Annotated in this window: 13 protein-coding genes; 5 read left to right on the forward strand and 8 right to left on the reverse strand. The window is 31.5% G+C overall.

Annotation, left to right across the window (positions count from 1 at the left end; all coding sequences use genetic code 11):
- Window positions 1–78: 78 nt before the first annotated feature.
- From H510_RS0104870 to H510_RS0104890, 5 genes are all read right to left on the reverse strand, one after another.
- On the reverse strand, window positions 79–4113 hold the full coding sequence (locus tag H510_RS0104870) for a hybrid sensor histidine kinase/response regulator (RefSeq protein WP_026903280.1): 4035 nt from the start codon (window positions 4111–4113) through the stop codon (window positions 79–81).
- Between the two features lie 306 nt (window positions 4114–4419).
- A complete protein-coding gene (locus H510_RS0104875) occupies window positions 4420–4662 on the reverse strand; it encodes a cytochrome b5 domain-containing protein (protein ID WP_036691963.1) in 243 nt (80 codons plus the stop codon).
- A complete protein-coding gene (locus H510_RS0104880; RefSeq protein WP_026903282.1) occupies window positions 4659–5345 on the reverse strand; it encodes a lycopene cyclase domain-containing protein in 687 nt (228 codons plus the stop codon). Before H510_RS0104880 ends, H510_RS0104875 begins: the two co-directional genes overlap by 4 nt.
- The gene (locus tag H510_RS0104885; protein WP_026903283.1) at window positions 5346–5873 is read right to left on the reverse strand and encodes a hypothetical protein; all 528 of its coding nucleotides are present in this window, start codon (window positions 5871–5873) and stop codon (window positions 5346–5348) included.
- A gap of 35 nt (window positions 5874–5908) precedes the next feature.
- On the reverse strand, window positions 5909–6742 hold the full coding sequence (locus H510_RS0104890) for a phytoene/squalene synthase family protein (protein WP_026903284.1): 834 nt from the start codon (window positions 6740–6742) through the stop codon (window positions 5909–5911).
- 133 nt (window positions 6743–6875) lie between these two features.
- Between H510_RS0104890 and H510_RS0104895 the strand changes: the two genes are divergently transcribed.
- On the forward strand, window positions 6876–8378 hold the full coding sequence (locus H510_RS0104895; protein ID WP_342662616.1) for a phytoene desaturase family protein: 1503 nt from the start codon (window positions 6876–6878) through the stop codon (window positions 8376–8378).
- A 25-nt stretch (window positions 8379–8403) separates the two neighbouring features.
- Here H510_RS0104895 and H510_RS0104900 read toward each other — a convergent pair whose 3' ends face one another.
- The 3 genes from H510_RS0104900 to H510_RS0104910 all read right to left on the reverse strand — a co-directional run bounded on the left by H510_RS0104900 (window position 8404) and on the right by H510_RS0104910 (window position 10627).
- Complete coding sequence (locus tag H510_RS0104900; RefSeq protein ID WP_026903286.1) at window positions 8404–8934, reverse strand: RNA polymerase sigma factor; 531 nt, start codon at window positions 8932–8934, stop codon at window positions 8404–8406.
- A 203-nt stretch (window positions 8935–9137) separates the two neighbouring features.
- The gene (gene murB, locus H510_RS0104905; RefSeq protein ID WP_026903287.1) at window positions 9138–10154 is read right to left on the reverse strand and encodes a UDP-N-acetylmuramate dehydrogenase; all 1017 of its coding nucleotides are present in this window, start codon (window positions 10152–10154) and stop codon (window positions 9138–9140) included.
- Window positions 10155–10186: 32 nt separating this feature from the next.
- Window positions 10187–10627, reverse strand: a complete 441-nt coding sequence (locus tag H510_RS0104910; RefSeq protein WP_026903288.1) for a sterol desaturase family protein — start codon at window positions 10625–10627, stop codon at window positions 10187–10189.
- A 74-nt stretch (window positions 10628–10701) separates the two neighbouring features.
- Between H510_RS0104910 and H510_RS0104915 the strand changes: the two genes are divergently transcribed.
- The 4 genes from H510_RS0104915 (at window position 10702) to H510_RS0104930 (ending at window position 13988) form a co-directional block, all read left to right on the forward strand.
- Entirely contained in the window at window positions 10702–11307 is a 606-nt protein-coding gene (locus tag H510_RS0104915) for a TetR/AcrR family transcriptional regulator (RefSeq protein WP_026903289.1), read from the forward strand.
- A gap of 131 nt (window positions 11308–11438) precedes the next feature.
- Window positions 11439–12056: a TetR/AcrR family transcriptional regulator gene (locus tag H510_RS0104920; protein WP_026903290.1), complete on the forward strand. Its 618-nt coding sequence runs from the start codon at window positions 11439–11441 to the stop codon at window positions 12054–12056.
- Window positions 12037–12660: a TetR/AcrR family transcriptional regulator gene (locus H510_RS0104925; protein ID WP_026903291.1), complete on the forward strand. Its 624-nt coding sequence runs from the start codon at window positions 12037–12039 to the stop codon at window positions 12658–12660. Before H510_RS0104920 ends, H510_RS0104925 begins: the two co-directional genes overlap by 20 nt.
- A gap of 2 nt (window positions 12661–12662) precedes the next feature.
- Entirely contained in the window at window positions 12663–13988 is a 1326-nt protein-coding gene (locus H510_RS0104930) for a TolC family protein (protein WP_026903292.1), read from the forward strand.
- The last annotated feature ends 1 nt before the right edge of the window (window position 13989 follow it).

Consider the following 13989-nt stretch of genomic DNA (forward strand, 5'->3'; position numbering starts at 1 on the left):
ATTAATAAAGGCGAATTTTAAATCTTCAATGATAAGCTTCTTTTGTTTAATTTAGCTAATTACGATCTAAAGCAAGGGCTACTTTAAATCACTATTTTGCTCCATAAAATTACTAGGTATAACACCAAAATAGTCTTTAAAATTATTATAAAAACTTACATAGTTAGCAAAACCCACCTTATAGCAGACTTGAGAGAGATTGTATTCTCCTGTTAATAAATATTGTGCAGCCTTTTTTAATTGTACAGATTTTATAAACTCATGTATAGTTTTACCAGTTAAAGCCTTAATCTTATTATTTAACTGTGTACGGCTCATTGCCATTTCAGAAATAAAGTCTTTGGTTGTAAACTCATAGTCTTCGATATTTTTTTCTACCACATCCAAGGCTTTCTGTAAAAATTTCTGATCGGCAACGTTTAACGATATTTCTTTAGGATTTACGTCTATACTTTTATCAAATTTTTCTATAGCTTGCTGTCTTGATTTTAACAAATTTGTAACCCTAACAATTAATAATTCGTCATTAAAAGGTTTATCTATATAATCATCGGCTCCTATTTCATACCCCTGAATTCTATGCTTTAAAGAAGAAAGAGCAGTAAGCAAAATAATAGGAATATGACTTGTTCTTTCATCTGTTTTTAATTTAGATGTTAGTTGTATACCGTCAAGCTCAGGCATCATAACATCTGTAATGATAATTGCTGGTAAATGCTCTAAAGCTAGTTGGTATCCTAATAATCCATTTTGAGCTTTAAATACTTTATACTTATTAGTGAATAAGCTCTCCATGTATACCAGCATGTCTTCATTATCTTCTACTATTAGTATACTATGTTTATCTTGTTTAGCCGTAGCATCATCTAAAATTAACTTCTCTTCTTTATAATCTTTAAAAGTATCCTGAGAATCAACCTTATCTAATAATATTACCTTATTACCAAAATCTTCGCTTTGCGTTGGCAAACTTACCATAAAACTGCTACCTCGGTTAGGTTCGCTCTCTACTTTTATGCTACCGCTATATAACGCAAGTAGTTCTTTAACTAAAGATAATCCTATTCCTGTACCACCAATATTTCTAGTTTTAGAATCATCAATTTGAAAAAATTGATCAAAAATTCTTTCTCTATTCTCAGAAGTTATTCCTATTCCGTTGTCTTCAACAATTATATTTAAAATAGATTCTTCTTTATAAATCTTTAATTTAACTATATTATTGGTAAACTTAAAAGCATTGGAAAGTAGGTTTCTTACAATTTTATCTAATTTATCAGGATCAAAAAAACCATCAATATTTTCTTCTGGTGCTTCAAATTCATACACTATATTTCTATCATCAGCTAAACCAACAAATACATCAAACAAATTTTTTATGTAAGTAGTGATATTTCCGTAACAAATTTCCAATTTTAAGGCTCCGCTATCTAATTTCCTCATATCTAAAAGTTGGGAAATTAAATTTTGTAATTCTTTTACATTCCTTTCAATTATATTATAATAAACCTGTTTTTGTTCTGATGTAATTTCTTCTCCTGATCTTATTAATTTGGAAATAGGTCCTGACAATAAAGCTAAAGGAGTTTTAAACTCATGAGATATATTTGTAAAAAACCTTAATTTCATTTGAGCTATTTCATTCAGCTTTTCTGCTTGTATACGCTCATTCTTGATTTTTATCTGATTATGGGAATATCTTAAAATAATAGTAAATATCAGTACGATACATCCAAGATATATTAAATAAGCCCACCAAGTCTTCCAGAAAGGAGGAGTTATAGTGATTTTTATTTGTTTCGGAGTTTGATTCCAAACTCCATCATTATTAGTTGCTTTTACAGAAAAAATATATGTATTAGGGTCTAAATTTGTATAGGTTGCATAGCTTCTGTCTGCTGTGGTATAGTTCCAACTTTTATCATAACCTACCATCATGTATGCGTATTGAGTTTTTTCTGGATGAGTAAGGTTAAGAGCGTGAAACCCTAATGTAAAAACTGAATTTTTATAAGAAAGAGTAATTTCTTCTGTCTCTAAAATTGACTGTTTTAAAGGTGAACCCGCAACTGCTGGTATAACTTTTTTATTAAAGATATTAAACTCATTTATATAAACAGGAGGAATATAATTATTGATTTTTATATTGTTAGGGTTAATTTTAATAAAACCACTTAACCCTCCAAAATATAAACTGTTATCTTTTGCCTTTAAATAAGCGATTCTAGAAAACTCGTTACCCTTTAATCCGTCTGCAACAGTAAAACTTTGGTATTTACCTGTTTTAGCATTAAGAAAAACTAATCCTTTGGTTGTTAAAACCCATTTATTTGATTGTGCATCAGGAATAATACCTACAACAGAATTAGAAATAAAACCATTTGCCTGATTGTGTTTATTAATATATCCATTAGGTTTTAATTCCCACAAACCAGCATCATTGGTACATATCCAATAAACTCCCTTTTCATCTAAATAAACATCATTAAGATTAAGATCTCTTAACGCTTCTAAAGTATGGAAACCTGTTTTTTCATCATGATAAACATAACCCTTTTGGGTTATAATACCCATGGTACCATCTACTTGTAACCTTATATTAGAAATGGTTGTACTCGGTAAAATATTAGCTCCAATTCTTTTTAATACACCTTTATTTTTATCGAATATTACAACACCTTCAGAAAAAGAAGAAAGCCATAACAAACCTTTATTATCTAATTCTATATCATAATATTTGTCATTCTGTAAAGCTTTAGCATTATTCAAATTAATATTATAGGTAATAAAACGTTTTGATTTCCTATCATATCTATTAATTCCTCCACCCCAAGTTGCTAACCAAATATCTCCATCAGCATCTTCGACTATTGATAAAACCGCATTACTACTTATAGATTTATTACTTCCTTTTTCACTTTTAAAGTTCTGAAAACTATTATTTTTGGGATTAAATAAACTAATCCCTCCACCGTCTGTGCCAATCCAGATTATTCCTTTTGAGTCTTCCATGATAGCTCTCACAGAATTATTTACTAAAGAATTAGAATCTCCATACTTATGAAAGTAGCTTTTAAATCTCTCCTTTTTAGGATTATAGATATTTACTCCTCCATTAAAAGTTCCAACATATAAAATACCCTCTTTATCTATATAAACTGCCCACAAAGAATTAGTGTTTAAGCTATTCTCTATCTTTTCATCAGAAAAACAATACTCTACTTCCTTAGTTAGTATATTAATTCTCACTAAACCACCATGGTCTATCGCTAACAAAAGATAATTACCTGATATTTCCATTCCTCTGATATCCTTCCCCTGTAAACCTTTTGATGGATTATAGGATTGAAATTCATTACTCTCAGGATTGTAAGAAAACAATCCATTATCAGAAGTTCCAAGCCATATTAGTCCATATTTATCAATTTTTACTTTTGAAATGTTTTTATTTCTATTGTAAATTGGGACTCTTGTTGTTTTAATTTCAGATGTTTTGGTATTAAAAGAAATTATTTCGCCTTTATTATTGGATAGCCATAGACATTCTTTATTATCTATCACTAAATCTGTTATCTCATCTATAAAATTCCGACCTTTGTGCAGTATAAATTGAATAAATTTACCTGTTTTACTATCTCTTTTAAGCAAGCCAAACTCTGTTGCAATCCACAAATTGCCATACTTATCACTAGTTATATTATTGATTCTAATAGAACTTAAAGACTTATTATGACTAATCTGAATATTAAATTTTTTAAATGATTCGCTTTTTCTATTGTATAAATTTAATCCAGCATTTGTACCAACCCATAAATTGTTATTACTATCTTCATATAAAGCATTGATATAATTATTAGAAATACTCCTGCTATCATTTGTATGCTCAAATACAGTTACATTTGAACCATCAAATCTATTTAAGCCTCCCATGTAGGTTCCTATCCAAACAAAACCTCTTGAATCCCTTAGTATACATTTAATTCTATTACTTGAAAGACCATCTTCGACCTTTAAATAATTAAATTTTGTGTCTTTAAATGCAGAAAAAGAATCTTCTAAATCAAAGAAAAATACGAATGAAAAAAATAAAAAAATAAGGGCACTACTTCTCATCGATAGTTATTTCAATAAAATATGGAGCTATCATATAATACTTGAACCGTATTATTGTCACAATAATTAAATTAAAAGTATTGGTTATTTATTTTACTAGCATTAAGAATATAACACTATTTATTAAAAATATAACTTTTGAAATAGATTATCAATGATATAATTAATAATCATTCTATCCCTCCTTCTATCAATTTGCTAATATTTTTCAGTTTAATAATCTAAGGCTGTACCAGCTTTTGTATTTAAAATAATATATGAGTTTTATAATTTCCTAATGAATGAGTAAGTAGCTTTTTAGAATTTTTAAGCCAGTATACCGATAACTTTAAAGCGCTCAAAAACCTGTTCTGTATGTGGTGCATCTTTTAACTCGGCTGTTAAATCTTGGCCAGCCCAATGCTCATAATGTTTTCCTTTTAGCCATAGTCTGCTTTGGCTTACATCATAAATTAAACCTAAATAAGCAACCCATATTTGTGGCTTATCTTGTCCGTTTCTTAAAGCTAACTGAGATTTGGTATAAACAGGCAGTTCTTCTTCTATCATGCAGCTTGTTTCTTATTTCTAAAGAATTCAAAGAAAAGCAAATTCATCAAAAATAAAGACATCGAATAAAAATGATCCTCAAAAGGAATAGTTCCAACTCTGAAACCCATATTTTCTGCATTATTATACATCACAATGGGGATAGCAGTTAAAATCCCATTTACAATATAGAAAGGCAATAAAGAAACCAAATAGGCTATGTAAAATTTACCCATATTTAAATGGTGCTTAGCAAAAATGGTATAGAGTAAAACCACCAAAAGGGTACTAAAATTTACCAAGCTGTAAATCCTATCGTAAAATAATACCAGCATAATAACGCATAAAACTATCAGTAGCCAACTGATGGTGTTAATAATTTTAGCTGAGATTTCTATCTTAAAATAAGCTATTAAGCACTCGTAAATAAAAATACAAGCAAAAGGGATGGTGATAAAAAACATGATTTCCTCTAGCGGTAAATCAAAAAACCTGATGCCTAGAATATAATCATCATTAAAAGACCAAACTTGGTTAATGGTAAAAATATAATCCCAAAGAAGGTAAAGAAGCCCAGTGATAAATAAGCCAGGCATGATAAATTTCCACTTTTTATAATAGTGTACTTTTTTATCAAAAGATAAGATAATAGGAAAGAAAACTGTTAAAACATTGATGAGCAGATAACTCAGTTTATTATCCATTTATGCTAGTACTTTTCTTAAAACATTTACTTCTGCCTCACTACATCTTTTACTATCTATCATAAAGTTAACCATATTTTTTAGGATGGTTTCGTCTACATGTAAAGCTTGCACATTTGATTTCTGTACCAACTCAATAATCTTTTTCTTATCTATATCTAAATGCTTGCTGTAACCTAAAAATGGAGGTAGAAAATGCTCTAAACTAAACCTTAAAAATCTTATTTCTAACTGGTTAGGGCTTAACTCAACAGCTTTATCAATAGTTTTGCAACCTTGTTTTAAAAAAGCCATTTTATTAACCGGGTTCCAAGAGTGTTTGGCCCTTACCGCATCTGCCGACCCTAAATATGCCATAATGAGTGGGCTTGGATTTTTTACTGCTTTTAAATCTTTATAAAGCTTATCGGCAACATCGGCATTTTTAATGGCTTCTACATAATCTCTTCTGATTTTTTGAATATCATAAGCAAAACCATTAACCGCAAAACACGCTATAAACAAAAAGCAAAAGACAATATTTTTCATAATTTCATATTCTTGTATAAACAAACGTAAAAAAGTTAAACAAAGTTTAGTTTGTTTTTAATCAATGCTTGTGCCATCAAGAATATCTTCTGCGTATCTGGAATACGTATTCTTTTATTTGCTATGGTTTGGGCTGATGTAGCTCTTATTTTCTCAAATAATTTAAGGTAATAAATATAGGCAATGTAAACCCCCAGTTTAGAACCTGCTGGAAGTTGCTTTATCCCTTCTAAAGCATCATCAAAATCTGCTTTGATGTCTTTTTCTATTTCTTGTTTATCAGCCTCTGTAAATTTTGTAAAATCAATACCGGGGAAATAAGTTCTGCCTCTTTCTTCAAAATCAGATTTAATATCTCTTAAAAAGTTAATTTTCTGAAAGGCAGAGCCCAAACTTCTGGCTTTTGGTAATAAAGTAGCATAAAGTTGATGATTACCCTCACAAAACACTCTTAAACACATTAAACCTACCACTTCTGCCGAGCCATAAATGTACTCCTTGTAGCTATCATCGGTATAACGGGTTTTATCTAAATCCATTTCCATTGATTTTAGAAAAGCATCTATTAAATGAAATTCAATATGATATTGTGTTACCACCAATTGGAAAGCATGTAGCACCGGATTTAAACTTATTTTACGCTCTATAGCTTCAACAGTATCTTTTCTAAACTGAGAAATTAAGCTTTCTTTATCCTGATCATGAAAAGTATCAACAATTTCATCAGCAAAACGCACAAAACCATAGATGGCGTAAATGGGTGCTCTAAACTTTTTATAAAAAGCTTTAATACCCAAACTAAAAGAAGTACTGTAGTTGTTGGTAATAATTTTACTGCAATCTAGGCAGGTTTGGGTGTATAAATCCATCAAGAGCTAAAATTGTAAAATATATTCAGATTACAAAAATCCATCTGCTTTTGTTTGTCTTTGGTTGTATTGATTTTATCGTTTAGCTAATAAAAATCATAAATCAAGAAATTATAAAACAAATTGGTTTATTTTGGATTTATCAATCAGCATGGGTACTCAATCTAAAATTTCCGTTATAGGAGCAGGCTTTTCTGGTCTGGCAGCAGCTACAATATTGGCAAAAAAAGGTTATCAGGTAACTTTAATTGAAAAGAATGACCAAACCGGTGGCAGGGCAAGAATATGGCAAACCGAAGGTTTTACTTTTGATATGGGACCAAGTTGGTACTGGATGCCTGATATTTTTGAGAATTACTTTAACCTATTTGGCAAAAGCGTTAAAGATTATTATAAGCTTATACAATTAGACCCCGGATATAGAATTTACTTCGGTGAGGATGAAATCATGAACATCCCAGCCAATATGCAAGAACTGGAAGCTTTATTTGAACAGTACGAACCAGGAAGCAGCGTGGGTTTAAGAAAATTTATGGAGCAAGCGGCTTATAAGTATAAAACCGCCATGAGTGATTATGTTTTTAGACCTTCGCACTCTATCACCGAGTTTATAGATTTAAGAATGATGCTGGAAAGCTTACGCATACACATGCTTAAACCTATGAGTTCTCATGTAAGAAAGTACTTTAAAAATCCAAAACTGATACAATTATTAGAGTTTCCGGTTTTGTTTTTAGGTGCTACAGCACAAAAAATACCAGCTATGTACAGCTTAATGAATTATGCCGATTTAGCTATGGGCACTTGGTACCCGATGGGCGGTATGCACCAAATTGTGAAAGCCATGACTAAGCTTGCAGAAGAACAAGGGGTGAAAATATTGCTGAACACAGAAGTTGAGAAAATTGTAGTAGATAAAAACAGGGCTACAACTTTAGTTACGAACAAAGGAAATATTGAAGCAGATTTTGTTATTTCTGGTGCAGATTATGAACATACCGACCAACAACTTTTAGAACCAAAAAATAGAAATTATACTGCCGAGTATTGGGACAAAAGAACCATGTCTCCTTCATCTTTACTGTTTTACATTGGTTTAGATAAAAAACTGGAAGGCATAAAACATCATAATTTATTTTTTGATGAAGATTTAGACCAACACGCTAAAGAAATTTATACCACACCACAATGGCCTAGCAAGCCTTTATTTTATGTTTGTTGCCCATCGCAAACAGATAACACAGTAGCTCCAGAAGGAAAAGAAAACTTATTTTTCTTGATACCACTAGCCCCGGGTTTAGAAGATTCTGATGAATTAAGAGAAAAATATTATAACATCATCATGGATAGGTTTGAGAATATCACTAAACAAAAAGTTAGGGGATATGAAATCATCAAAAGAAGTTATGCCATGGAGGATTTTAAGAAAGATTATCATTCTTATAAAGGCAATGCCTATGGTTTAGCTAATACCTTAGCACAAACAGCATTTTTTAAACCTGCTATGCGAGCTAAGAAAGTAAACAACTTACTATTTACAGGTCAATTAACAGTACCAGGACCGGGTGTACCACCTTCACTAATTTCTGGTCAAGTTGCCGCGACAGAAGCCGATAAGTATTTAAAAGGAATTTAGGTAGAAAGAAAAGAAGTAAAACTTCTTAGGCTGCAACAGCCTCAGAAGTTTTACGGTCATAAGCTTTCAAACTCTTTTTAAGCAATTTTCTGGCTACGTGTATTCTGGTTTTAACTGTACCTATAGGAATAGCTAAGTGGTCTGCAATTTCGTGGTATTTGTAACCTTCAAAGTACATGGTGAAAGGTACATAATACTCTTCTTGTAATTTGGATAAAGCCTTTTTAATATCATCCATCACAAACTTAGGCTCACCACCGTTTACGGTTGCAGAATAAGACAGTTGTGAAGACGAAATCTCATCTGTTTTAGTTACAAAAGTATTAATCTTCACAAATCTACGATAGTTATTAATAAAGGTGTTCTTCATGATGGTATATAACCATCCCTTCAAGTTTGTACCTTCCTTAAATTTGTTATAGTAGGTAATTGCCTTTAACATAGTGTCCTGTACCAAATCATTGGCATCATCAGCATCATGTGTAAAATGTAAGGCATACATTTTAAGTGACGATGCTTGGCGCATTACTAGGGTGTTAAATTCTATCTTAGTCATTTTGTTTAACTTTTTTGATTAATACCTAAACAAACTTAGTAATTATAATTTGTAATTCGCAAATTTTGTTTAAGTTTTTTATCAAAAAAATTAAACAATATGTTGCAACACTTTTTCGCTATCAAAAGTTAGACCAAAGGTGTATAAATAAGGTTTTCAGGATTTTAATCTAATATCAGGTAGTAAAAAAATTACACACTTTACTAAAAAATGTTTACTTCACGTTCTAAGACAACGCCAAACTTCTGTTGAACAGAATGTATAATAGATGTAGAAAAATCATAAACTTCTTTGCCACTTGCACCACCATGGTTTACTATAACCAAAGCTTGCTGGTGCCAAGTACCCGTATGCCCTACCACTTTTCCTTTCCAGCCACACTGCTCTATTAACCAGCCAGCAGCCAACTTCACTTGATTGTTGGGTACTAAAAAGTACACTACTTCCGGAAACTGTTTATGTAATAGGTCAAATTGTTCTTTTGTTATGATAGGATTTTTAAAAAATGAACCTGCATTACCAATAGTAGATGGATCAGGCAATTTAGAAACTCTAATTTCTGATACTACTTTAGAAACATCACTTAAAGTAGGATGTGTAATGTTTCTTTTTGATAACTCTGCTTGTATAGCTCCGTAACTGATGTTGATTTGAGGTATCAAAGACAGTTTAAATTTTACACTGCAAATGATGTATTGCCCTTTTAAAGCTTGTTTAAAAACGCTCTCGCGATAAGCAAACTTACAATCGGCATGAGTAAAATGCTTAAAAGTACCCGTAGCAATTTCAAAAGCCTTACAACTTTCAAAAACATCTTTTAGCTCTACCCCATACGCCCCAATATTTTGGATAGGTGAAGCACCAACAGAGCCAGGTATAAGGCTTAAATTTTCTACTCCGGCAAAGCCCCAGTGTACACAATAATTTACAAAATCATTCCATACCTCGCCAGCACCCGCTTCTACCACAACTTCTTCATGGTTGATACGGTGCGCTATCCCTCTGATGTTCATCCTGATGACTAAACCATCAAAATCTTTTGTGAGTAAAATATTACTACCACCACCTAAAACCAAACGTGATGTTTGGTGCCATTGCGGGTCTAAGAATAATTCTACCAGCTCATCTTCTCTACTTATTTCAACAAAATATTTAGCAAAAACCTCAATTTGAAAGGTATTGAAATTCTTTAAAGAAACATTTTGATGAATTTGTAACATGGTGAAATTAAATTGATGTTCTGAAATGATGACTAGCTTTTGAAATATTTTTTGGATGCCCAAAGTAAACCAAATTCTTCTGAAGGCATTTTCTCTGTTGATTTATGATGGATTTTATGCGCTCTTCTGATACCTTTTAAATATTTATTTTCGGTTTTAAATGCTTTAAAACGATTGTGAATAAACCAATCGTGAAAAATGAAGTAAATGATACCATATACTGATATCCCCACTCCTATCCAAAATTTATAGTTTAAAGTTGTTTGGTTATCCCACATCAGCCAACAGGATAATATCCCAAAACCCAAACTAAAAACATCATTCAACTCAAAAAAACCATGTCTTTGTTGGTGATGTGTTTTATGAATAAACCAAAGTGGACCATGGAATAAGTATTTGTGCAAAGCCCAGGAAACTAACTCCATCATTACAATAGTAAGTGCAATTATGCCAAGTGCGTAATACCAAATCATAAATTAAATAAAAAACAAAGATGCATTTAAATTCTGTATCATTAATTTAGCTAAATTAATTTTCTGCATTTAAGATGGAGCAACAAGATAAAAAAAGAGAACAAATTATAGAAGCTGCTTTAAAACGTTTTGCCCATTTTGGTCTTAGCAAAACAACCATGAATGAAATTGCAGCAGATTTAAACTTTTCTAAAGCTCTTCTTTATTATTATTTCCCAGATAAGATAAATCTTTACGCAGGTGTTTTAGAAAAGATTTTTTCTGAAGTAGCACAACAAATAGACAAAAATATTGCGAAAGCCCGTTTGCCAGAAGATGCTCTAAAAGCTTATATGGAAGCAAAAAACAGCTTTCTAGAAAAATATTTCCCTATTCTTGATTTTAGTAAACTTACTAATATTGAAAAATATCAGGATTTAAAAAAGATTATAGAAAAAGCCAACCAATCAGAAATTACACACTTAAAACAAATTATAAATATTGGTATACAAACCCACCAATATAAAGTTACTGATGCTACCTACACCGCACAATTACTTTTTGATGCTATACAAGGTATAAGAGTTTTATACTTTAACCAAGTTCAAGTCCCTTTCGGGATAGATAAAAAATTCATTAGAATGATATCAGAAAGGCAAAAAGAAATTGTTTACATCTTTTTAAAAGGCCTTAGCTGTTAAAAATACAAACGTCATTTTATTATCATAAACAATAGCATTGAAACAAAATGTTTTGATGTGAATTTTTTTGGCTTTACTTTTGACTAATTAATTTAAAAAGTCAATAAGTTTAATATTCAAAAAGTAAATACATGACAGAGCAGATAACAGATCACAAGAAAGAGCAAATCATAGCTACTGCCTTGAAACGCTTTGCTCATTTTGGTATTGCAAAAACTACCATGAACGAGATAGCTGATGATTTATCGCTCTCCAAAGCATCTTTATATTATTACTTTCCTGATAAAACTTCTTTGATTTTAGCTGTAGGGCATCATATCCTTTTTGATTTTGTTAAGCAGCAGGAGGCCACCTTAAATAAAGCTTTAAATTTTAAAGCCGGCATGCAGAACCTTATTGATATCCGAATTGAATTTGGCAAAAAGTATTTCATGATGCATATAGGCGATGGACAAGGTGATTCTTATTTCCACGACCAACAACTACATCACCTGATGGAAGATGTAAGACAGCAAGAACAGTTGTTGCTCATGGCTTTCATGAAAAAAATGCAGCAGCAGGGCGAGTTAAAAGCTTTGGATATCGTTGCTACCTCGCAAATTTTTACTGATGTACTTACAGGAATTTGGGTTTTCGAAATTCATGTTCTTCATAAAACCTTAATCCCGTCTGATGATCAATTTAACAACATCAGAACAAAATGTTTAAACATGCTTAATATTTTTTACGATGGAATTAAAAGAGTTTGATTTAGAACAAAGAATATTAGAAAAAGCCCGAGCATTATTTTTCGTTTTCGGGATAAAAAGTATCTCTATGGATGATATTGCCAAAAATTTAGGCATATCTAAAAAAACGCTTTATCAGTACTATCGTGATAAAACAGCCCTACTAGAGCTTATTATTGATGATTTACTAGAAACACACGGTAAAGAAATTGAAAACGCACAGCAAGCAGGTAAAAATGCCATACAAGAAGTTTATTTACAAACTCAGGTTATTTTAAACCTCTTTAAAAACATCAGCCCAAATATCTTTTTTGAAATCAGTAAATATTTTCCGCTGCTTGATGAAAGATTTACCAAGCACCGCATACAATGTATAAAAAAATGTATCAGAGAAAATATCATCCGCGGTATGGATGAAAAGCTGTATCGTAAAGATTTAGATATAGATTTTGTAGCGCAAATTAGGCTTAACCAAATTACAGCTGCTTTTGATGAAAAGGCTTATCCTGCAGATGAATTCAGTATTTCTGACACCTTATTTAAGCTTACCGATTTCTATTTAAATGCTATTTGCCAAACAGCAGGCAAGAAATTATTAAACAGTATCAAAACACAGTATATATAAAAATGAAAACAATGAAAATCATGTTGTTAATGGCTATAAGCTTATCTATAGCCAAGCTAAGTACAGCACAACAAATAAATTTAACCTTAAAAGATGCCTTGCAGTATGCCATCAAAAACAATGAAAATATCAAAAAAGCAAAATTGGATATTGATGGAGGAAGGTATAAAACAGAAGAAGTTAGAGCCCAGGCTTTACCACAGCTAAATGCCAATAGTAGCCTTGCGTATAACCCCATTTTAGGACAAATTGTGTTTGGAGATCAATCTATACAAATTGGCCGTAGGTGGAATGCCCAAGCTGGCTTACAGGTAGACCAGCAGATTTTTAATCAACAGGTTTTTACAGGTTTAAAAGCAGCAAAATCAAGCGAACAATATTATGAGCTTAATGCTAACCTTACCGAAGAGCAAATTATAGAGCAAGTAGCTAACAATTATTATCAAATTTTAGTCAATAAACAACAGCTCTATGTTATAGATACCAATATTAAAAACGTAAAAGTTGTAGAAAAAATCATCAAAAACCAATATGCTAATGGGTTGGCTAAAAAAATTGATGTAGACCGTATTCAGGTAAACTTAACCAATTTATATACCCAAAGAGAGCAATTTGCCAATACCATTACGCAACTAGAAAATCAGCTCAAATACGCTATGGGGATGCCTGTTAAAACGGCTATTACCTTACCTCAGGAAGAATTACAAGAAGTTGTAAAAATCCCTTTTCTAACGGATACAGTTGATGTATCTGGCAGAACAGAATTGAGATTGTTGAACGTACAAAAAGACTTATTAGGCTTGCAAAGAAAAGCTTATCAATCTGAATACTACCCTACTTTATCTTTAACAGGTAATTACAACTATACTAGCCAGAGTGATAAATTTGATTTCTTTAAATCTGGCGAAAAACAGGCAATTGGCTTTGATGCATCAGCTATTGGGCTAACCTTAAGGATACCCATTTTTAATGGTTTTGCTACTCGCTCTAGAATAAAACAGGCAGAAATTGACATTCAAAAAGCCGAAGAAGACCGCAAGCAAACTCAAAATGCACTTAACGCTGATTATGAAAATGCAAAAATCAAACTCAGAAACAGTGTTAACACCATCAATTCGCAAAAGCAAAATGTTGCGCTAGCCCGAGAAATTTACACCAGTACCCAAAATAATTATAACAATGGTTTAGCTTCTTTAACCGATTTATTGGATACTGAAAATGCTTTGACAGAAGCGCAAAACAGTTATAATCAAGCATTATTAAACTATAAAATAGCAGAAATACAGTTAATTAAATCAAACGGTAACATCAAAACATTATTAAACTAAG

This window comes from Pedobacter glucosidilyticus DSM 23534, assembly GCF_000425145.1.
Taxonomy (GTDB): domain Bacteria; phylum Bacteroidota; class Bacteroidia; order Sphingobacteriales; family Sphingobacteriaceae; genus Pseudopedobacter; species Pseudopedobacter glucosidilyticus.

Bases quoted from the DNA above. Each gene is read 5' to 3' on its own strand.
- H510_RS0104870 (WP_026903280.1), bottom strand. From the start codon at position 4,113: ATGAGAAGTAGTGCCCTTATTTTTTTATTTTTTTCATTCGTATTTTTC.
- H510_RS0104885 (WP_026903283.1), bottom strand. From the start codon at position 5,873: ATGAAAAATATTGTCTTTTGCTTTTTGTTTATAGCGTGTTTTGCGGTT.
- H510_RS0104880 (WP_026903282.1), bottom strand. From the start codon at position 5,345: ATGGATAATAAACTGAGTTATCTGCTCATCAATGTTTTAACAGTTTTC.
- H510_RS0104910 (WP_026903288.1), bottom strand. From the start codon at position 10,627: ATGATTTGGTATTACGCACTTGGCATAATTGCACTTACTATTGTAATG.
- H510_RS0104900 (WP_026903286.1), bottom strand. From the start codon at position 8,934: ATGACTAAGATAGAATTTAACACCCTAGTAATGCGCCAAGCATCGTCA.
- H510_RS0104875 (WP_036691963.1), bottom strand. From the start codon at position 4,662: ATGATAGAAGAAGAACTGCCTGTTTATACCAAATCTCAGTTAGCTTTA.
- murB (WP_026903287.1), bottom strand. From the start codon at position 10,154: ATGTTACAAATTCATCAAAATGTTTCTTTAAAGAATTTCAATACCTTT.
- H510_RS0104925 (WP_026903291.1), top strand. From the start codon at position 12,037: ATGGAATTAAAAGAGTTTGATTTAGAACAAAGAATATTAGAAAAAGCC.
- H510_RS0104920 (WP_026903290.1), top strand. From the start codon at position 11,439: ATGACAGAGCAGATAACAGATCACAAGAAAGAGCAAATCATAGCTACT.
- H510_RS0104915 (WP_026903289.1), top strand. From the start codon at position 10,702: ATGGAGCAACAAGATAAAAAAAGAGAACAAATTATAGAAGCTGCTTTA.
- H510_RS0104930 (WP_026903292.1), top strand. From the start codon at position 12,663: ATGAAAACAATGAAAATCATGTTGTTAATGGCTATAAGCTTATCTATA.
- H510_RS0104890 (WP_026903284.1), bottom strand. From the start codon at position 6,742: ATGGATTTATACACCCAAACCTGCCTAGATTGCAGTAAAATTATTACC.